The sequence below is a fragment of the Nocardioides sp. Root1257 genome (assembly GCF_001425175.1).
Classification (GTDB): domain Bacteria; phylum Actinomycetota; class Actinomycetes; order Propionibacteriales; family Nocardioidaceae; genus Nocardioides.
Genome location: NZ_LMDV01000009.1, coordinates 240,920 through 260,322, shown reverse-complemented (window position 1 = coordinate 260,322; position 19,403 = coordinate 240,920). Strand labels below are relative to the sequence as shown.

General features: G+C 70.9%; 13 protein-coding genes and 1 tRNA gene. 4 read left to right on the top strand and 10 right to left on the bottom strand.

Annotated features, from left to right (window positions below):
• Window positions 1–356: 356 nt before the first annotated feature.
• The 3 genes from ASC77_RS15500 to ASC77_RS15490 form a co-directional block, all read right to left on the bottom strand.
• The gene (locus ASC77_RS15500; RefSeq protein WP_056154817.1) at window positions 357–1,367 is read right to left on the bottom strand and encodes a hypothetical protein; all 1,011 of its coding nucleotides are present in this window, start codon (window positions 1,365–1,367) and stop codon (window positions 357–359) included.
• Window positions 1,368–1,490: 123 nt separating this feature from the next.
• Window positions 1,491–3,320, bottom strand: coding sequence for a phosphoenolpyruvate carboxykinase (GTP) (locus tag ASC77_RS15495; protein ID WP_056154814.1), 1,830 nt, complete (start codon window positions 3,318–3,320; stop codon window positions 1,491–1,493).
• A gap of 250 nt (window positions 3,321–3,570) precedes the next feature.
• Entirely contained in the window at window positions 3,571–4,077 is a 507-nt protein-coding gene (locus tag ASC77_RS15490) for a hypothetical protein (protein ID WP_056154810.1), read from the bottom strand.
• Between the two features lie 73 nt (window positions 4,078–4,150).
• Between ASC77_RS15490 and ASC77_RS15485 the strand changes: the two genes are divergently transcribed.
• Window positions 4,151–4,223: transfer RNA gene (locus tag ASC77_RS15485), tRNA-Arg, on the top strand.
• Window positions 4,224–4,274: 51 nt separating this feature from the next.
• On the opposite strand, the gene ppdK is transcribed toward ASC77_RS15485, so the two are convergent.
• A complete protein-coding gene (gene ppdK, locus ASC77_RS15480; protein ID WP_056154807.1) occupies window positions 4,275–6,947 on the bottom strand; it encodes a pyruvate, phosphate dikinase in 2,673 nt (890 codons plus the stop codon).
• 119 nt (window positions 6,948–7,066) lie between these two features.
• On the opposite strand from ppdK, the gene ASC77_RS15475 reads away from it, so the two are divergent.
• The 3 genes from ASC77_RS15475 to ASC77_RS15465 all read left to right on the top strand — a co-directional run bounded on the left by ASC77_RS15475 (window position 7,067) and on the right by ASC77_RS15465 (window position 13,245).
• Window positions 7,067–7,279: a hypothetical protein gene (locus ASC77_RS15475; protein ID WP_056793435.1), complete on the top strand. Its 213-nt coding sequence runs from the start codon at window positions 7,067–7,069 to the stop codon at window positions 7,277–7,279.
• A 122-nt stretch (window positions 7,280–7,401) separates the two neighbouring features.
• On the top strand, window positions 7,402–12,225 hold the full coding sequence (locus ASC77_RS15470; RefSeq protein ID WP_056154803.1) for a carboxypeptidase regulatory-like domain-containing protein: 4,824 nt from the start codon (window positions 7,402–7,404) through the stop codon (window positions 12,223–12,225).
• Between the two features lie 51 nt (window positions 12,226–12,276).
• On the top strand, window positions 12,277–13,245 hold the full coding sequence (locus ASC77_RS15465) for an endonuclease/exonuclease/phosphatase family protein (RefSeq protein WP_056154800.1): 969 nt from the start codon (window positions 12,277–12,279) through the stop codon (window positions 13,243–13,245).
• Window positions 13,246–13,249: 4 nt separating this feature from the next.
• Here the strand turns inward: ASC77_RS15465 and dhaL are convergent, their stop codons facing one another.
• The 6 genes from dhaL to ASC77_RS15435 form a co-directional block, all read right to left on the bottom strand.
• On the bottom strand, window positions 13,250–13,867 hold the full coding sequence (gene dhaL, locus ASC77_RS15460; RefSeq protein ID WP_082574799.1) for a dihydroxyacetone kinase subunit DhaL: 618 nt from the start codon (window positions 13,865–13,867) through the stop codon (window positions 13,250–13,252).
• A gap of 7 nt (window positions 13,868–13,874) precedes the next feature.
• Window positions 13,875–14,888 carry a dihydroxyacetone kinase subunit DhaK gene (locus ASC77_RS15455; protein WP_056154797.1) on the bottom strand — a complete coding sequence of 338 codons (1,014 nt, stop codon included), beginning with the start codon at window positions 14,886–14,888 and terminating at the stop codon, window positions 13,875–13,877.
• Between the two features lie 39 nt (window positions 14,889–14,927).
• On the bottom strand, window positions 14,928–16,118 hold the full coding sequence (locus ASC77_RS15450; protein WP_056154793.1) for an AGE family epimerase/isomerase: 1,191 nt from the start codon (window positions 16,116–16,118) through the stop codon (window positions 14,928–14,930).
• Entirely contained in the window at window positions 16,118–17,008 is an 891-nt protein-coding gene (locus ASC77_RS15445; RefSeq protein ID WP_056154792.1) for a carbohydrate ABC transporter permease, read from the bottom strand. Before ASC77_RS15445 ends, ASC77_RS15450 begins: the two co-directional genes overlap by 1 nt.
• Complete coding sequence (locus ASC77_RS15440) at window positions 17,005–17,841, bottom strand: carbohydrate ABC transporter permease (protein WP_082574797.1); 837 nt, start codon at window positions 17,839–17,841, stop codon at window positions 17,005–17,007. Before ASC77_RS15440 ends, ASC77_RS15445 begins: the two co-directional genes overlap by 4 nt.
• A 162-nt stretch (window positions 17,842–18,003) precedes the next feature.
• The gene (locus ASC77_RS15435; protein ID WP_056154786.1) at window positions 18,004–19,290 is read right to left on the bottom strand and encodes an ABC transporter substrate-binding protein; all 1,287 of its coding nucleotides are present in this window, start codon (window positions 19,288–19,290) and stop codon (window positions 18,004–18,006) included.
• Window positions 19,291–19,403 lie beyond the last annotated feature (113 nt).

The following is a 19,403-nucleotide window of genomic DNA, read 5'->3' as shown; positions in this document are numbered from 1 at the left end:
ATGCAGATATCTGAGGCACAATTTGGGTGAGAGGCCGCTCTTCCATCGCTCACACTTGTCGTAACGGGCCAACCGTGGGGTCCGACAAGTCAGAGGGTGAACGTTATGAAGCTTGCGCGCAAGGTCGCAGTCGTGGTCGCCACCGCGACGCTCAGCATCGGTCTCGTCGGCATCTCCGCTCCGGCGCATGCCGACCTCAACTGGACGACTTCGGTCCGTCGCTGACGGCACCCAGAACCTGAGGCGGGAGACGGCACACACCCCCCACCGTCGCTGGCTCCGAGGCTCTCCCCCCAGAGCTCGCCTCAACTGATTGAGGGCAGTGGTCCATCGGACCACTGCCCTCAATCACGTCGTCAGGGTTGTTCCGGGCTGTCGACCTCGGCCTGCACCCCGAGGCGGCCGAGCGAGTAGCCGAGCTGGAAGCGGGTCTCCGCGTCGAACTCGTCCTTGAGGTCGGCGACGTACCCGGCGTACGTGCGGGGGCTGACCCCGAGCCGCTTGGCCGAGACCGGGTCGGAGTGGCCCTCGATGAGCATCCGCATCGTCATCGCCCGCTGCTCGTCGGCGATGTGCTTGACGACCGAGGCCTCCTGGCTGGTGAACGGTCGGGCCCGCTCCCACGAGCGCATGAAGACGTCGGCCAGGTAGCCGACGATCGTGGGCTCCTGGACCGCCAAGGCGGTCCCGATGTCGTGCGTGGACGGGATGATCGCGACCCGGCGGTCGACGACGATCATCCGGTTGAAGAACTCGTCCTGGGTGCGCACCTCCGCACCGATCGGGCTCAGCTCGGCGACGTAGGCGCGCGTTGCGGTGCTGCGTCGGGCGCTGTGCTGGTACAGCGTGAGGATCCGCACGCCCCGCTCGAGCAGCCGGCGCTCGGTCCGCGTGGCGTCCTCGGTGTACTCCCCGCGGTGGTCGCTCTGCGGTTGCGCGGTCAGCACCTCGTCCTCCGCGTCCTCGGCCACGCTCAGGACGTAGTTCCCGATGTCGGCCCCGCCGCGGAGGTAGCGGAACGGGCCGCCCTCGGCTGCGCCGGGCGCCTTGCGCCAAGCCTGGGTGAGGGTGGCGAACGACTCGGTCCAGCGCAACGACTCCTGGAGGAGCTCGGCGCCCTGCTGGGTCAGCGGCGCGACGACCCGGGTGTGCGCGAGGGACGGGTCCTCGGCCACCCAGGTGTCCTTCTCCGGGTCGAGGTGGACGAGCCCGAGCTCCCGGAGCTGCTCGAAGGCGTCGTGCAGCTCGCCCCCCACGACGATCCGCGGCTCCCCGGCGACCAGACCACCGGAGGCCAGGATCTCTTCGTAGAGCTGCGTCCCCGCAGTTCCGAAGAGCGCGCGCCCTTCAGCGTCGGGTGTCCCCACATCCCCTCCTGCCAGTCCCCCTTGCCGTCCCCGTGAGCCCGATGATCCCACAGCGGCCCAAGCACGAGGGCCCCGTCCAGCGGACGGGGCCCTCGTGAGGTGGTCGTACGGCGGAGCGGCGGGTCAGCGCCCCGGCCGGGCGCCCAGCCGTTCACGGAGGCCGTCGAGCTCGGTCCAGAGCACGGCCGGCAGGTCGTCGCCGAACTTCTCGAACCACTCCTGGATCTGGGGCAGCTCCGCGGACCACTCGTCGGCGTCGACGGCGAGCGCGGCCTCGAGGGCCTCCCGGGTCATGTCGAGGCCCTCGGTGTCGAGCGAGTCCGGGGTCGGCACGTGGCCGATCGGCGTCTCGACCGCGGCGGCCTGGCCCTCGATGCGCTCGACGACCCACTTGAGGACGCGGCTGTTCTCGCCGAAGCCGGGCCACAGGAAGCCACCGTCCTCGTCGCGGCGGAACCAGTTGACGTAGAAGATCTTCGGCAGCTTGGCGGCGTCGTTGTCCTTGCCGACGTTGATCCAGTGGCTGAAGTAGTCGCCGGCGTTGTAGCCGATGAAGGGCAGCATCGCCATCGGGTCGCGCCGGACCACACCGACCGCGCCGACCGCGGCGGCGGTCGTCTCGGAGGAGAGCGTGGCGCCGAGGAAGGTGCCGTGCGTCCAGTCGCGGGCCTCGAAGACCAGCGGGACCGTGGTCTTGCGGCGACCGCCGAAGAGGATCGCGTCGATCGGCACACCGCGCGGGTCGTCGAACTCGGGCGCGAGGATGTCGCACTGCTTGATCGGGGTGCAGTAGCGGCTGTTGGGGTGGCTGGAGTCGAAGTCGGACTCGGGGGTCCACTCCTCGCCCTTCCACGAGGTCGCCTTGGCCGGCGGGTTCTCGAGACCCTCCCACCAGATGTCGCCGTCCTCGGTGAGCGCGACGTTGGTGAAGACCGAGTTGCCCTTGTTGATGGTGGCCATCGCGTGCGGGTTGGTGTGCTCGTTGGTGCCGGGAGCCACGCCGAAGAAGCCGTACTCCGGGTTGACCGCCCACAGGCGGCCGTCGGCGCCGATCCGCATCCAGGCGATGTCGTCGCCGATGGACTCGACCTTCCAGCCCGGGATGGTCGGCTTGAGCATCGCGAGGTTGGTCTTGCCGCAGGCGCTCGGGAAGGCCGCGGCGATGTACTTGACGACGCCCTGCGGCGAGGTGAGCTTGAGGATCAGCATGTGCTCGGCGAGCCAGCCCTCGTCGCGGGCCATGACCGACGCGATGCGGAGCGCGTAGCACTTCTTGCCGAGCAGCGCGTTGCCGCCGTACCCGGAGCCGAAGGACCAGATCGCGCGCTCCTCGGGGAACTGCACGATGTACTTGGTGTCGTTGCAGGGCCACGCGACGTCGGCCTCGCCGGGCGCGAGCGGGTGGCCGACCGAGTGGATCGCGGGGACGAACTCGGCGTCCAGTTCGGTCATCCGCTCCAGGACGTGGCTGCCCATCCGGGCCATCACGCGCATCGAGGCGGTGACGTACGCCGAGTCCGTGAGCTCGATGCCGAACATCGGCTTCTCGGCCTCGAGGTGGCCCATCACGAACGGGATGACGTACATGGTGCGTCCGCGCATGCAGCCGGCGTACAGGCCGCGCATGAGCTCCTTCATCTCGTCCGGCGCCATCCAGTTGTTGGTGGGGCCGGCGTCGTGCTCGTCGACGGAGCAGATGTAGGTGCGGTCCTCCACGCGGGCGACGTCGATCGGGTCGGACGCGGCGTAGAACGAGTTGGGCTTGATGGCCGGGTTCAGCTGGGTGAACGTCCCGGTCGCCATCAGCGTCTGGGTGAGCTCGGTCCACTCCTCGTCGGAGCCGGTGCACCACTGGATCCGGTCGGGCTGGGTGAGCTCGGCGACCTCGTTGACGAAGTCGACGATGCCCTGGTGGGTGGTGGGGTGGGTGATAGGAGCCTCGGTGGCGGTCATGCTGCGTCCCTCTCGCGATTCGCGGCCCGCCCGGTGGAGGTGGCGGCCGGCCGTCGAGCGCATCGACGGTGTGTCGTGGAGTAGTGGTGGATCGCTCGGCGTCGTTGTCGGCGAGTGGTGTGCATCCCGGTCCGAGGACCTGATCGGGGTCCAGGATGCGGCGACAGTACCGGGGAGTCTGGCGTGCACACATTGGATCGATCAACGGACCGTGGGAAGCGTCACATCCCTTGTTTTGAGCGGGTCTGGGCTATCCGAATGCGTCCACAAGAGACCACGCTTCGGCCTTTCCGAGACCTAAGCGGAGGATCCGTCCCGGGTGCAGCTCGGGCGGCGTGGCGACCATGACGATGGCGTCGCCGACCGTCACGACGACCACGCCGCCGATCCCCGCGGTCTGCTCCCGCACCCGTCGTACGGCGTCGCGCGAGCCGGGCGCGAACCGCACGGTCGTCCGCCAGGAGGTGTGGTCGGCGGACGGCGCGGTGCCGACCTCGGCGACCACCAGCGGCCCGCTGGTGCCCAGTACCCGGTAGCCGCCCGATCCGTCGCTCGAGCAGAGCTGGCCGGCCGCCGGGTCCGGCCGGCAGCGCCGGTCGTCGAAGACCAGCGACAGGGCCGGTCGCAGCTCGACGGTCAGCGGCCCCGAGACGTGCGGCGCGTCCGGGAAAGCCTGCACGCTCGTCGTCGCGGCGTCCGGCGTCTCGTCACCCTGGCAGCCGGCCAGCGCGAGCACCACCGCGACCGCGAGGACCACGCCCCGCCACTGATTTCGGCAACCTCGGTGCATTCGGCTATCCTCGTCCAGTCGCTCTCACGAGTGGTGATGAGCGCCTGTAGCTCAACGGATAGAGCATCTGACTACGGATCAGAAGGTTTGGGGTTCGAATCCCTACAGGCGCGCAGGACACGAGGAGCCGCAGGTCAGCCAGCTGACCTGCGGCTCCTTCGATTTCAGCCGTTCGTCCTCGCGATGAGCACCGATCGGCCGGCCTCGAGCCGTGCGACGGGGATGCGGAACGGCGAGCAGGAGACGTAGTCGAGCCCGACCTTGTCGAAGAAGTGGATCGAGCGGGGGTCCCCGCCGTGCTCGCCGCAGACGCCGACCTTGAGGTCGGGCTTGGTCTTCCGGCCCTTCTTGGTGCCCATCTCGACCATCCCGCCGACGCCCAGCTGGTCGAGCGACTCGAAGGGGGAGACGTCGAAGATCGCGTGCTCGAAGTAGCGCGAGAAGAACGACGCCTCCACGTCGTCACGGGAGAAGCCCCACGCCATCTGGGTCAGGTCGTTGGTGCCGAACGAGAAGAACTCCGCCTCCGCAGCGATCCTGTTGGCCAGGAACGCCGCCCGCGGGAGCTCGATCATGGTGCCGACCGAGTAGGCGAGGGTGATCCCGCGGTCCTCCTCGATCTCCTGGGCCACGGCGAGGATGTCGGCCTTGACGATCTCGAGCTCCCGGACGCTGGCGACCAGCGGGATCATGATCTCCGGCACCGGTCGCATCCCGGCCGCGGTGCGCTCGGCGGCCGCCTCGAGGATGGCGCGGGCCTGCATCCGGAAGAGGCCGGGGATCTGGATGCCGAGGCGTACGCCGCGCAGGCCGAGCATCGGGTTCTGCTCGTGCAGCCGGCGGACGTGCCGCAGCAGCACCCGGTCGTGCTCGTCGACCTCCCCGCGCTCCTCCGCGAGCGCCACCTTGACCGACAGCTCGGTCAGGTCGGGGAGGAACTCGTGCAGTGGTGGGTCGATCAGACGGATGGTCACCGGCAGACCGTCCATCGCCTCGAAGATCTCGGTGAAGTCCTGACGCTGGAGGGGCAGGAGCGCCTCGAGCGCTGCGGCCTGGTCGTCCTCGCTCTCCGCCACGACCAGTCGTTCGACCAGCTCGCGCCGCTCGCCGAGGAACATGTGCTCGGTACGGCACAGCCCGATGCCCTGAGCGCCGAACCGTCGTGCCCGGGCGACGTCGTCGGGGGTGTCGGCGTTGGCGCGCACCCGGAGCCGTCGGGCGCCGTCGGCGTGCGCCATGATCCGGGCCACCGCGCTGACCAGGTCGTCGTCGACCTTCTCGCCCTCGAAGTGGCGCACGACCAGGGCTGCCGAGACAGGGACCTCGCCCGCGTACACCTCTCCGGTGGTGCCGTCGATCGAGATCAGCTCGCCCTCGCGCACCGTCTCGCCGTCGCGGGTGCGGAACTCGCGTGCCACGGTGTCGACCTCGAGCGCGTCGGCGCCGCACACGCAGGTGCGGCCCATGCCGCGCGCCACGACCGCCGCGTGCGAGGTCTTGCCGCCACGGCTGGTGAGGATGCCGCGGGCGGCGACCATGCCGCGCAGGTCGTCGGGGTTGGTCTCCTTGCGGACCAGGATCACGTCCTCCCCGCGTGCGGCGTACTCGACGGCGGTGTCGGAGTCGAAGACGGCCTTGCCGACAGCGGCGCCCGGGGAGGCGTTCATGCCGGTCGCGAGCAGGACGCGCTCGGCTGACTCGTCGAACCGCGGGAACATCAGCTGGGCGAGCTGCTCCCCGGTGACCCGGGTGACCGCCTCGTCCATCTGGATCAGGCCCTCGTCGACCATGTGGATGGCGATCCGGAACGCCGCTTCCGGCGTTCGCTTGCCCACCCGGGTCTGGAGCATCCAGAGCTTGCCGCGCTCGACGGTGAACTCGATGTCGCACATGTCGCGGTAGTGCCGCTCCAGGCGCGCCATGATCGCCAGCAGCTCGTCGTGGGAGGTCGCGTCGATCTCGGCGAGCTCGGCCAGGCTGACCGTGTTGCGGATGCCGGCGACGACGTCCTCGCCCTGGGCGTTCTGCAGGTAGTCGCCGTACTCGCCCTGGGACCCGCTGGCCGGGTCGCGCGTGAACGCGACGCCGGACCCCGAGCTCATGCCGAAGTTCCCGAACACCATCGCCTGCACGTTGACGGCGGTGCCGAGATCGTCGGGGATGCGTTCCTGGCGGCGGTAGAGCCGAGCCCGGTCGCCGTTCCACGAGTCGAAGACCGCGCGCATCGCGAGGTCGAGCTGCTCGCGCGGGTCCTGCGGGAAGTCCCGACCGGTCTGCTTGCGGACGATGCGCTTGAACGTGCTGACCAGCTCACGCAGGTCATCGGCGTCGAGGCCGAGGTCGTCGTCGGTGCTGCGGGCCTTCTTGGCCGCCTCCAGCGCGTCGGAGAAGTGCTCGGAGTCGATGTCGAGGACGGTCACGCCGAACATCTGCAGGAGCCGGCGGTAGGAGTCCTGCGCGAACCGCTCGTCCTCGCTCTGGCGGGCGAGGCCCACGACCGACTCGTCGTTGAGCCCGATGTTGAGGACGGTCTCCATCATCCCGGGCATCGAGAACTTCGCTCCCGACCGCACGCTGACGAGCAGCGGGTCGTCGACCTGCCCGAGCCGGCGCCCCATCCTCTCCTCGAGAGCAGCGAGGTGCTCGGTGATCTCCTCCGCCAGCCCCTCGGGATCGCCGCCGTCGGCGAGGTAGGCGCGGCACGCCTCGGTGGTGATCGTGAAACCGGGCGGCACCGGCAGACCGAGGTTGGTCATCTCGGCGAGGTTCGCCCCCTTGCCGCCGAGGAGGTCTCGCTGCTCCTTGCTGCCGCTCGCGAACCCGTACACGTAGACCATGCCGTCCTACCTCCGCATCGACCAGCCCGCGGGCCCAGTGACCGCTGGTCATCGACCATTCAGGGTATGTGCGCCCGACGACTCCCGCCTCCCCCGGAGTGCTGACGGAGGATCGTGGCGTGACCGAGACGAACGACAGGTTCAGCCGGCGACACTTCCTTGCCTACCAGGCCATCATCGACGGCGGTGCCACGCAGGAGCAGGCGGCCCAGAGCCAGGCCACCGCTGTGGCGGACCATCCCGAGTGGGACCTGGACGAGGAGATGACCTGGGCGGAGTGGGAGGCGCGGAGGCCCAAGGGCCGTCGCGCGACGGAGGCCCCCCAGCAGTAGAGCCGGCTGCTCGTGGGACTGGACTGGACCGGACCCCACAAACAGGGGAATGCGGTGAACGCCGGCAGGCAGGCCCGGCCAGGAGTCCTACGTTGCGCTGATCCCGCACCCCGGAGGTCAGCATGTCGGCACCCTCGCAGCGTCCCGGTCGTGGACGGCTCCTCGCATCGCTCCTCCTGGTCAGCTCCGTGCTGGTGCCGCTCGGCGTCCTCGCCGCACCGGCCCGTGCGGCCGACACCGCATCCATCAGCGGCACCGTGACGGGTGGAGGCGCCGCACCCCTCGAGAACATCCAGGTCACCGTCTACGCCTACGACCAGGACTTCGACTTCTGGGACTACGTGTCCGGTGCCACCACGGACGCGAGCGGGCACTACGCGGTCACCGACCTTCCCGCGGGGACCTATCGCGTCGGCTTCGACGACTTCTCCGATTCCGGCTACCAGTCGGAGTACTGGAACGACAAGCCGAGCGTCGAGACTGCCGACGACGTCGTCGTCGGTGCCGGTCAGGCGGTGACCGGGAGGAACGCGACGCTCGCCCGCGCGAGCACCATTTCCGGGACGGTCACGAACGGCGCGACGGGCCTGGCGGACGTCGACGTATCGGTCTACCGGGCGTCGGACGGCAACTGGGTGGGCGATGCGTTCACGGCCGCGGACGGCACGTACACCGTCGGAGGGCTGAGCGCCGGCACCTACAAGATCGGGTTCGAGGACTTCAGCGGTGCTCACGTCGGCGAGTACTGGAACGACAAGCCCGACCTGGCGACCGCGGATCCCGTGGTCGTCGCGGCGAGCACCGACGTGACCGGGAAGAACGCGGTCCTCGCCGAGCCGGGCCGGGTCACCGGCACCGTGACGGCGCCCGGAGGCGCCCCGATCGCCGACGCGACGGTCACGGTCTACCAGCCGGACGGCGGCTTCTTCGACGAGGTGGGCAGCGACCAGACCGCAGCCGACGGCACCTACTCGATCGGTGGCCTGGCGACCGGTGCGTACCGGCTCGGGTTCGAGGCGACCGGGTACCTCTCGGAGTACTGGAACGACAAGCCCACAGTGGAGACTGCGGACGCCGTCGCGGTGGTGCAGGGCTCGACCACCAGCGGTCGGAACGCCCAGCTGGCGACGCCGGGGCGGATCACCGGAACGGTCACCGCTGCGGCCGGTGGGGCGGCCCTGACCGGCATCCACGTGACGGCGTACCGCAGCACCGAGTTCGGCTACGACAGCGTCGCCGACGCCACCACGGACGCGAGGGGCGCCTACACGCTCTCGGGGCTGGACTCGGGGACCTACCGGCTCGGGTTCGCCGACCCGGCAGGTGTCTACCGCGGCGAGTACTGGAACGACCAGGCCACCCTCGAGACGGCGATCGACATCGCCGTCGTGGCGTCGCAGACCGTGACCGGTCGCAACGCGTCGCTCGCTTCCGCCAGCCACATCACCGGCACGGTCACGAGCTCGACCGGTGTCGGCGTCCCGGGCGTCGACGTCACCGTCTACCGCTACGACGACGGCTGGTACTCGTTCCGCGAGACGACGACCGCGGCCAACGGCACCTACGACGTCGGAGGACTCGACCCCGGCCCGTACCGGATCGGGTTCGCCGACGGCACGGGCACGTACTCCGAGGAGTTCTTCGACGATGTCACGCTGCTCGGCAAGGCCAAGATCCTGCACGTGCCGGCCTCTGCGACCCTGCCCGGCATCAGCGCCCAGCTGACCCGGTCGGGAGCCATCTCGGGCACGGTCACCGACGGCACCGGAGCGGCTCAGGGCGTCCGGGTGACGGCGTACGAGCTCGTCCGCGGCGACTGGGAGTCGGCGCAGACCGCCACCACGGACGCCGCAGGCGCATACACGCTCTCGCGCCTGCGGGCCACCACCCACCGAGTGGTCTTCAGCGACCCGAGCGGCCGCTACCTCTCCGAGGCCTGGAACGACAAGCCGGACCTCAGGTCGGGCACGGACATCGCGGTCCCGGCGGCCGGCACCGTCGCCGGCACCAACGCCGTGCTCGCCAGGGCCGGCCACATCACCGGCACGGTGAGCGGCCCCAGCGGGAACCTGCAGGGCGTCTCCGTCACGGCCTACCGCAACGACGGGTCGGGCTGGAGCGCGCTCACGACCACGAACACGAGCGCGACCGGCGCGTTCGACCTCAGCGGGCTGACGCCGGGCAGCTACCGGCTCCGCTACGCCCACCCGGCCTACCTGACCGAGTACTACGACGACAAGGCGAGTGTGGACGCGGCGACCGATGTCGTCGTCACGGCCGGAGCCACCACCAGCGGCCGCAACGCCACGCTCGCACCGCGCGGCAGCATCGCGGGCACGGTGACCAACAGCTCGGGTACGGCGCTCGCCGGCATTCGCATCCAGGCCTACCGGGACGCGGGCGGCTTCGACAGCTTCGCCGGGTCGGCGACGACGAACGCGTCCGGTTCGTACATCGTGTCGAATCTCGACCCGGGCACGTACTGGCTGCAGTTCAGCGACCCGGCCGGCGGGTTCGCCCCGGAGTGGTTCGACAACCAGCCGGAGCGCGACGGTGCGACCGCGGTGACCGTCGCGGCCTCCCAGGCGGTCACCGGAAAGAACGCGCAGCTCGCCGGGGGCGCGACGATCGGTGGCCACGTCACCGGCACCGGTGGTGCGGCGCTCGCGGACGCATCCGTGACCGCCTACCGCAAGGTCGGCACGGCGTGGCGGTACTGGTCCTCGACGGACACCGATGCCACGGGTGGCTACTCGTTCAACGGGCTGCAGGCGGGGACCTGGCGGGTCGGCTTCGACGCGCCCGACGGCAGCGCCTACCTCGGGGAGTACTGGAACAACCGGGCCTCGTTCGACACCGCCGACGACATCGTGCTCGCGGCCGGAGCCACGCTCAGCACCGTCGACGCCGCCCTCGAGGCCGGTGCGACGTTGACGGGAACGGTGACCGAGACCGGTGGCGGGCCCCTGTCCGGGGTCTGGGTCTCGATGTACCAGTTCACGAACGGGTTCTGGGACGACGTCCGTGGTGTCTCGACCGACAGCTCCGGCACGTACCGCATCCAGGGCCTGCGTGCCGGGACCTACCGGTTGCAGTTCGACCCGCCGGCCGGCCACCAGCTCGAGTGGTGGAACGACAAGGCGTCGGTCGAGCAGGCCGACGACATCGCGATCGCCGCCGGCGCCACCGTGACCCGGGACGCCGGCCTCGCGAAGTCCGGAGGCATCAGCGGCACGGTCAGCGACGCCGGCGGCGCCCTGCCGGGCATCGAGGTCACGGCGTACACCTCGCGCAGCGGGAACTGGGTGGCCGTCGCGGAGGACGACACCGACAACGCCGGCGCGTACGTGCTCGCGGGGCTGGCCGACGGTGCCTACCGCGTCGGGTTCCGGGACCCCGACGGCGTGTACGGGCGCGAGCTGTGGAACGACCAGCCCACGATCGCCACCGCCAGCGACGTCACCGTCGCAGGTGGCGCGATGACCACCGGTCGGAACGCGGTGCTGGGCGCCGGCGGTCACATCTCCGGTGTCATCACCGCGCAGGGCGGCGGTCCTGTCACCGGCGCGGACGTCACGCTCTACCAGCTGGTGGGCAGCTCCTACGTGGCCCTGGAGGACGTCGGCAGCCGCGACACCGGTCTCTACTTCTTCGAGGGCCTCGCACCGGGCACCTACCGGGTCGGTGCCAGCGCGAGCTGGGATGGCTACATCGACGAGTACTGGAACGACAAGGCGACGCTCGCGACCGCTACCGACATCGTCCTCGGGGCGGCCGGCGGCGCGGACAGCATCAGCTTCTCGATGCAGCAGCGGGGGACCGTCACCGGCACGGTCACCGGCCCCTCGGCACAGGCGCTGGGGGGCATCACGGTGACGGCATACCGCAACGACGGCGGCTCGTTCCCGCAGGTTGCGTCCGCCTCGACCGGTCTCGGGGGCACGTACTCGCTCCAGCTGCCTGCCGGCACCTACCGTCTCGGATTCGCCGACCCGGCCGGTACCTACCAGAGCGAGTTCTTCGACAACGTCGCGACCGTGGCGGCGGGGACCGACGTGGTCGTGCCCGCCGGCGCGACGGTGGGTGGCCGCAACGCCCAGCTCGCCGCGTCCGTGGTGCCTCCGATGGCGAACACGGTGCCTCCGTCGATCTCCGGGACGCCACGGGTCGGGTCGGTTCTCACCGCGGCGCCCGGCACGTGGACGCCGTCGGGCGCGACGTTCGCCTACCAGTGGCTGGCGGACGATGTGGCGATCGGCGGGGCGTCCGCGTCGACGTACACGCCGGTGGCTGGTGACATCGGGAAGACGATCAAGGTGCGGGTGACCGCGTCGAAGGCGGGTACGCCGTCGGCCTCCGTGACCTCGGCCGGGGTGGGTCCCGTCGTCGATGCGGGGACGGCGTCGGTCGTCAACAACACGGCGCCGGGCATCCCGGGAACGCCGGTGGTCGGGCGGGTCGTGACCGCGAACCCCGGGAGCTGGACGCCGGCCGGTGCGACCTTCGCCTACCAGTGGCTGGCGGGCGACGTCCCGGTCGCAGGGGCGACGAAGTCCACCTACACGCCCGTGGCCGGCGACGTCGGCAAGGTGCTCAAGGTGCGGGTGACGGCATCCGCGGCCGGGTTCGCAGCGGCGACAGCGACGTCCGCGGCGAGTGCCCGAGTGGCGGCGGGCACGATCACGGCCACGCGGGCGCCCGCGATCACCGGCACGGCGAAGGTGGGCAAGACCCTGACGGTGTCGGGCGGGACCTGGTCGGCGCCGGGTGTCAGGCTCACGTACCAGTGGTTCGTCGGCGCCAAGGCCGTGAAGGGGGCCACCAAGTCCAAGCTGAAGCTGAGCAGGGCGCTGAAGGGCAAGAAGGTCTTCGTCAAGGTCACGGCCACGGCGGCGGGCTACCAGGCGACGACGGTCAAGACCAAGCCGAGCCGCAAGATCGTCTGACCGCCCAGACGACCTATGGCGCCGGGCGTGTCCCGGTGCTCTCGTGGAGGCATGCCCGACACCACTGCGGCGGGGACGAAGCCGGCGGCCGTGCGTGCGGAGGTACGACGCCTGCGCACCGCCGCGTCGAGGGTCGTGCCGCGCCGTACGCCGGGCAACCTGCTCATCGGCTCGTGGAACATCCGGGCCCTGGCGGGGCTGACGGACTCCTGGGACGCCCCGGACACCGCGTCCCCGAAGCGGGACCGGCGGGCCGTCGCGCTCATCGCTGCGGTCATCTCGAGGTTCGACGTCGTCGCCGTCCAGGAGGTCCGGCGCGACATCAGCGGCCTGCGGGCCGTGCTCGCCGAGCTCGGGCCAGGCTGGGACTTCGTGTGCAGCGACGTCACCGAGGGTGACGGTGGCAACGGCGAGCGGCTGACGTTCCTCTTCGACAGGACCCGGGTCGTCTCCTCCGGGCTGGTCGGGGAGGTGGTGCTCCCGCCGCAGGCGGGACGGGCGGTCCGCCAGTTCGCCCGCACGCCGTACGCCGCGTCCTTCAGCCGCAACGGCGTCGAGGTCATCCTCACGACCGTGCACGTCGTCTGGGACGGGGCGCCCGCCAGGCGGGTGCCGGAGGTGACGGCGTTCGCCCGCTGGATGCGCGACTGGGCCGACCGTCCGCGCGACTGGAACTCCAACCTGCTCGTCCTGGGGGACTTCAACCTCGAGGGTCCCGGGACTCCCGTCTACCGGGCCTTCGTCTCCACCGGGCTCTTTCCCCCCGGCCAGCTCTCGACCCTGCCCCGCACCATCTTCGACAGCCCGACCAAGCCGCACCACTACGACCAGATCGCCTGGTTCTCCACCGTCGACGACGCCGGGACCGTCACGAGCCTGCTCCACGGTCTCGAGTTCACCGGCCGGGCCGGCAACTTCGACTTCGTCCCGTACGTCTACCCGAGCACGTCGAAGTCGGCGCTGTCGTGGCGGGTGAGCGACCACTACCCGCTCTGGATCGAGTTCGGGCTCACCGGTTGACTGGTCAGCTCGCCGAGTCCGCGGCGAGGGCGAGCACCATCGCCATCGCCACCGCCCCGGGGTCGAGCACCCCGCGCGAGGCCTCGCCGACGTAGCTCGCCCGACCCCGCTTCGCGATGATGTCGGCCGTCGACCGGGCGCCCTCGTCGGCGGCCTCCGCCGCGCCGCGCAGGGTGCCGTCCGTCGCGCCCAGCGCGTCGACCGCCGGCGCCAGGGCATCGACCATCGTCTTGTGGCCGACCTGGGCCTTGCCGTAGCGCTGCACCGTCGCCAGACCGGCGGACAGTCCCCGGCCGAGCTCCGCGACGGTGGGCTCGTCCCCGGTCGAGCAGCGGGCCAGCTCGCGGAAGAACATCCCGAACAGCGGGCCGCTCGTCCCACCCGTCCCGAGGAAGCCGCGGGACACGCACGTCAGCCAGGCGGCGTACGTCGTCGGCCCGGCGGCGTCCACCTCCTGCTGCACGCGTCCGAAGGCCGAGGTGAGGTTGCGGCCGAAGTCGCCGTCCCCGGCGAGGCGGTCGAGCTCGCCGAGCCGGTCGGCCTCGGTGGCGAAGGCGGTGGTCATGGCCCGGGTCCAGCGCTCGCCGAAGCCGGCGTCCAGGGCGGTGTCGCGTGCGTTCATCGTGGCCTCACCAGGTCAGGGCGGGAGTGCGGACGGGTGCGTCCCACAGGCGGAGCAGCTCGTCGTCGACGGGCAGCAGGGTGACGGAGACGCCGTGCATGTCGAGCGAGGTGACGAGGCTGCCGACCAGGAACCGGTCGACCCGGACACCCCGAGCCGTCATGCCGCCGTGCACGGCGCGGGCGGCGGCGTACAGCTCCAAGGGGTACGTCGATCCCAGTCCGTTGACGATCGCGATGACGCCGCTGCCGCGGGCGGGCCGAAGCGCCTCCACGAGCGGGTCGACGAGTCGGGCGACGAGCTCGTCGGTGGGCCCGAAGGGCACCCGAGACCGCCCACGCTCGCCGTGGATCCCGACGCCGAGCTCGACCTCGTCCGCGTCGAGGTCGAAGGCGGGCCGGGACGAGCCGGGGTGGGTGCCCGCCTCGATCGCGAACGCCATGCTCCGCGCGCGGGCGGCGACGCTCCGCCCGAGCTCGGCGAGGGAGCCGAGGTCGGCGCCCTCCTCGGCGGCCGCGCCGCAGATCTTCTCCACGGCGACGACGGCGGCGGTGCCGCGGCGTCCGGGTGCGTCCGGGTCGTCCGGCTCCTCACCGAGGTCGGTCGCCAGGTCGTCGTCGACCAGCACGACCTCGGTCGCGATGTCGTCGTCCTCGTCGGCGAGCTCGCGCGCGACGGTGAAGTTGATGACGTCGCCGGTGTAGTTCTTCACGATGTGCAGCACCCCGCGCCCGGCGTCGGCCGCCCGCGTCGCGTCGTACAGCTGGAGCGCCGTCGGGCTCGCGAACACGGCACCCGGGACGGCGACGTCGAGCATGCCGTGCCCGACGAACCCGGCGTGCAGCGGCTCGTGCCCCGACCCGCCGCCGGAGACCAGGCCGACCTTGTCGCGGGCCGGCGTCGCGCGCGCGACGAACCCGTGCTCCGCGTCGTGCCGGACCAGGGTGGGATGGGCCAGGGCGAGGCCCTCCAGGGCTTCCACGACCAGGTCGTCGGGGTCGTTCACCAGGCTTCGTCGCATGGGGCATTGTGTCGCGGCCGCCGGCCTGCCCGCGAGGTCTCAGGCCCGGGAGAGGGCTCCCGCCAGCGACGCCCCCAGCGGGTGCCGGGACAGCAGGATCGCCTGGTAGGCGTGATAGACGTCCGGGCGCCCCGACCACACCTGGGCGACCGGCCGGTTCTCGGCGTCGAGCTCGTGGTGCCAGTTGGCCGTGCCGGTGCGGGGGTCGCGGAGGTGCCGCTCGACGAACTCCCACCAGGTCGACTGCCACACGGCGTACGGCGCGGCACCCGTGCGGGCGCCGAGCGCAGCGGCGGCGCCGATCGCCTCGGCGTGCACCCAGTGCATCCGGTGGCGTACGACGGGCGCGTCCTGCAGGTCGGTGGTGTAGACGAAGCCAGGCCGACCGTCGACCGCCCAGCCGATCCGGACGGCGACGTCGAAGAGCCGGATCGCGTCGGACGCCAGCCACGGCGGCGGATCGGTGACCGAGGCCTCCAGCTGGAGCAGCAGGCGCGACCACTCGAGCAGGTGGCCGGGGGTCACGCCGTACGGACGGAACTGGTCGTCGCGCCGGTCCGCGTTGTAGGCCGGCAGCGGCGTCCACGCCGGGTCGTAGTGCTCCGGCAGTCGGAAGTCGTACGCGGTCGCCACTCGGTGGATGAGGAGCTCGGCGATGCCGAGGGCGAGGTCGTGCCAGCGGCGGTCGCCGCGCAGGTCGCCCAGCGCCAGCAGGGCCTCGACCGTGTGCATGCTGCTGTTGGCTCCGCGGTAGTCGTCCGCCCGGCAGAGGTCGCGGCCGTAGCCGTCGACCACGAGACCGGCGTCGTCGAGGAACCGCTCGTCGAAGACGGCGACGGCATCGTCGAGCAGGGTCTCCGCGTCCGGTACGCCGGCGGTCACGGCGCTGCAGGCCGCGAGGACCACGAAGGCGTGGTCGTAGGCGCGCTTGTGCTCGTCGAGCGGCGACCCGGTGAGGTCGACGGCGCCGAGCCACCCGTCGTACGACCGGTCCCGGAGGGGCCCGGCGAGGAGGGCCTCGACCCCGGTGGCGGCCCGGGCCGCGGCTCCGGGCTCGCCGGCCAGCGCGGCCAGGGAGAAGACGTGGGTCATCCGGGCCGTGATCCAGGTGTGCACGCCCCGGGAGCGGTCGACCGCGCCCGCGTCGTCGAGCCACCCGAACCCGGTCCCCGGCAGCTCGCCGCCGGCGGCGAAGGCGAGCAGCCGTCGCCCCTCGGCGTCGAGGTCCATCAGCCCTTGACCGAGCCGGCCATCAGGCCGCCGACGAACCAGCGCCCGAGGATGACGTAGACGACCAACGTCGGCAGCGACGCGATCAGCGCACCCGCCATGCTGGCGGAGTAGTCCTGGAGCTGGCCGCTCGCCAGGAAGTTGAGGGCGATCGTGACCGGCCCGTTGCGGGAGTTCGAGAAGAACAGCGCGAACAGGTAGTCGTTCCACGCGGACGTGAACTGCCAGATGATCACGACGACGAACGCCGGTGCCGAGAGCGGCAGCATGATCGAGGCGTAGGTCCGCAGCATCCCCGCGCCGTCGACCCGCGCCGCCTCGATCAGCTCCTGAGGCACCCCGGCGTAGTAGTTGCGGAAGATGAGGGTCGTGATCGGGATGCCGTAGACGACGTGCAGCACGATCAGGCTCGGCACCCCGCTCGGGACGCCGAGGTCCTGCATCAGCTGCACGAGCGGGATCATCACCGCCTGGTACGGAATGAACATCCCGAAGAGCATCAGGGTGAAGACGATGTCGGCGCCGGGGAAGCGCCACCGGGACAGCACGAACCCGTTCATCGAGCCGAGCAGCGCCGAGATGAGGGCGGCGGGGATCACCATCGCGAAGGTGCGGCCCAGTGCGGGGGACAGCGTCGTCCAGGCGCGCGACCAGCCCGCCGTCTCCCAGCTCTGCGGGAGGTCCCAGGCCCGCGACGGGCTCGCGTCGCCCAGCCCCTTGAACGACGTCACGATGAGGACGTACGCCGGGGTCAGCACGATGACCACGAAGGCGAGCAGCAGCGCGTAGCGCAGCGACCGCACCAGGGCGCGCCGGCCCCGGCCCGTCGCGGGCGGCCGGTCGTGGTGGGTCTCCGCGGGGATGGCCGCGGTCAACGTCGAGGCGCTCACGACCTGCGCTCCTGCCGGTAGGTGTAGACGAGGTAGGGGACGATCAGCAGCGCCACGATGCAGAGCAGGATGGTGCCGATCGCGGCGGACGTGGCGTAGTCGCCGCTGGTGAACTTGGTCCACATCTGGGTGGCCGGCACCTGCGTCGTGTAGTTCGTCGGACCGGCGATGGCCATGATCAGGTCGAAGACCTTCAGCGACATGTGGCCGGCGATCACGATCGCGGAGAGCGCGACCGGGCTCAGCTGCGGGAAGAGGACGTGGCGGTAGAGCTGCCACTCGGACGCGCCGTCGACGCGCGCCGCCTCGCGCAGCTCGTCGGGGATCCCGCGGAAGCCCGCGAGGAAGAGCGCCATGACGTACCCGGACAGCTGCCAGATCGCGGGGATGGCGATCGCGACGATGCCCCAGGTCTCGTTGGTCCACCACGGGTTGGCCAGGAAGCCGAGGCCGACGTTCTCGAAGAGCCGGTTGAGCCCGCCGGCCCGGTCACCCTCGGCGCTGTTGAGCAGCCAGCGCCACACGACGCCCGACGCGATGAAGGACACCGCCATCGGGAAGAGGTAGACGGCGCGGAAGCCGCCCTCGCCCCGGACGCCCTTCTCGAGCAGCCAGGCCCACAGGAACCCGAAGAAGAGGGTGCCGCACACGAAGGTGACCGTGTAGATCCCCAGGTTGCGCAGCGAGTAGACGAACGTGTCGTCGTGGAACAGGGTGCGGTAGTTCTCCAGGCCGACGAAGCTGCCGCCGCCGAGGCGGTGGTGCTGGTCGGTCAGCGACGTGTTGATGTTCACGCCGATCAGTCCGTAGACGAAGACCCCGATCAGGATCATCGACGGGAGGACCAGCAGGACCGGCGGTCCCCATGATCGCCATCCTCGGTTCACCGGGTGCTCCTCACAAGGTTGGTACGGCGGGTGCGGGTGCTGCGCCGGCCCGGTCCCGGTCGAGGGTGGGACCGGGCCGGCGCAGGGGGTGCTACCGGCTGCGACGGATCAGCCGGCGGCGTTCTTGTCGGCAGCGTCGGCCAGGTCCGACTGGAAGCCGTCGACGTCGCCGGTCGAGCCGAACTTCGCGACCGCGGCCGTGATGTCCGTCAGCCAGGTGATCGGCGCCGCCGCGCCGTGCGCCAGGGACGAGACGATGTCGTCCTGGGCGTACGACTCGATCGCGGTCTGCTGGTAGGCGCCGAAGTCGGAGGTGTCCGCCTCGGTGTTGGCCGGGATCGAGCCCTTCGCCTTGTTGAACGCCTCCTGGCCCTCCGGGCTGGCGACCGTGTTGAGCCAGTCCTCGGTGGTGGCCGGGTCGGGGGCGCCGACCGGCATCGTGAAGGAGTCCGCGAGGAAGTCGAAGACCCCGTCGGTGCCGGGCACGGGGTAGGCGAGGAAGTCCTTGTTGAACTCCTTGTCCTGGCCCTCGAACGCGGCGACCGCCCAGTCACCCATCACGTTGAACGCGGCGTCGCCGTCGATCACGAGCTGGGTGGCGTCCGGCCAGTCGAGCGACTGCCGGTCCTCGTTGGTCATGTCGAGCAGGGTCTTGTAGTCGTCCAGAGCGTCGGTGACGTCGGACCCGGCCCAGTCGGTCGAGCCGTCCCACAGGCCGTTGTAGCCGTCGACGCCGAGGTCGGAGAGCAGCACGGTCTCCAGGAGGTTGACCTGCGTCCAGTCGGTCGCGATGGAGAGCGGGATCTTGCCGGCGGCCTTGATCTTCTTCAGGTCCGCGATCCAGGCGTCCATCGAGTCGTACGTCGCGGCCGGGTCGACCCCGGCGTCCTGGAGGACGGCCGGGTTGGCCCACACCAGGTTGGCCCGGTGGATGTTGGACGGGACCGAGTAGATCTTGCCGTCGACCGTCAGGCGGTCGAGCAGGGACTGCGGGAACTGGTCGTTCCAGCCGTTCTTCTCGTACAGGTCGGACAGGTCCTCGATCTGCCCGTTGTTGATGTAGTCGGTGAGCTCGGCACCGGCGTGCGCCTGGAAGGTCCCGGGCGGGTCGTTGGTCTGCAGGCGCGAGGCGAGGACGGCCTTCGCGTCGCTGCCCGCACCACCGGCGACGGCTCCGTTGACGAACTTGACCCCCGGGTTCTGCTGGTCGAAGACCTTGACCAGCGCGTCCAGGCCGGCCTTCTCGCTGCCCTCGGCCCACCAGGTGAAGACCTCGACCTCGCCGCCGCCCTTCGCGGACGAGCCGTCGTCACTGCTGCTTCCACCACAGGCGGCCAACGCCAGCATGGCGCCGGTCGCCACCAGCGCGCCGAGCGCGCGTCGTGTGCGTGTCATCGTTCCTCCATTGCTAGGTCCGCTGAGGTCCAGCCCTCGCCGCGGACACGGACACGAGCGCGCACGTAAAGCAAAACTGTTGCCGAGTGGCGGTCGCGTTGGCAACGTAGGAG

Coding starts and splice junctions, on each gene's coding strand:
- ASC77_RS15465 (WP_056154800.1), top strand. CDS start 12,277: ATGCCCGACACCACTGCGGCGGGGACGAAGCCGGCGGCCGTGCGTGCG.
- ASC77_RS15455 (WP_056154797.1), bottom strand. CDS start 14,888: ATGCGACGAAGCCTGGTGAACGACCCCGACGACCTGGTCGTGGAAGCC.
- dhaL (WP_082574799.1), bottom strand. CDS start 13,867: ATGAACGCACGCGACACCGCCCTGGACGCCGGCTTCGGCGAGCGCTGG.
- ASC77_RS15450 (WP_056154793.1), bottom strand. CDS start 16,118: ATGGACCTCGACGCCGAGGGGCGACGGCTGCTCGCCTTCGCCGCCGGC.
- ASC77_RS15495 (WP_056154814.1), bottom strand. CDS start 3,320: ATGACCGCCACCGAGGCTCCTATCACCCACCCCACCACCCACCAGGGC.
- ASC77_RS15470 (WP_056154803.1), top strand. CDS start 7,402: ATGTCGGCACCCTCGCAGCGTCCCGGTCGTGGACGGCTCCTCGCATCG.
- ppdK (WP_056154807.1), bottom strand. CDS start 6,947: ATGGTCTACGTGTACGGGTTCGCGAGCGGCAGCAAGGAGCAGCGAGAC.
- ASC77_RS15440 (WP_082574797.1), bottom strand. CDS start 17,841: ATGATCCTGATCGGGGTCTTCGTCTACGGACTGATCGGCGTGAACATC.
- ASC77_RS15435 (WP_056154786.1), bottom strand. CDS start 19,290: ATGACACGCACACGACGCGCGCTCGGCGCGCTGGTGGCGACCGGCGCC.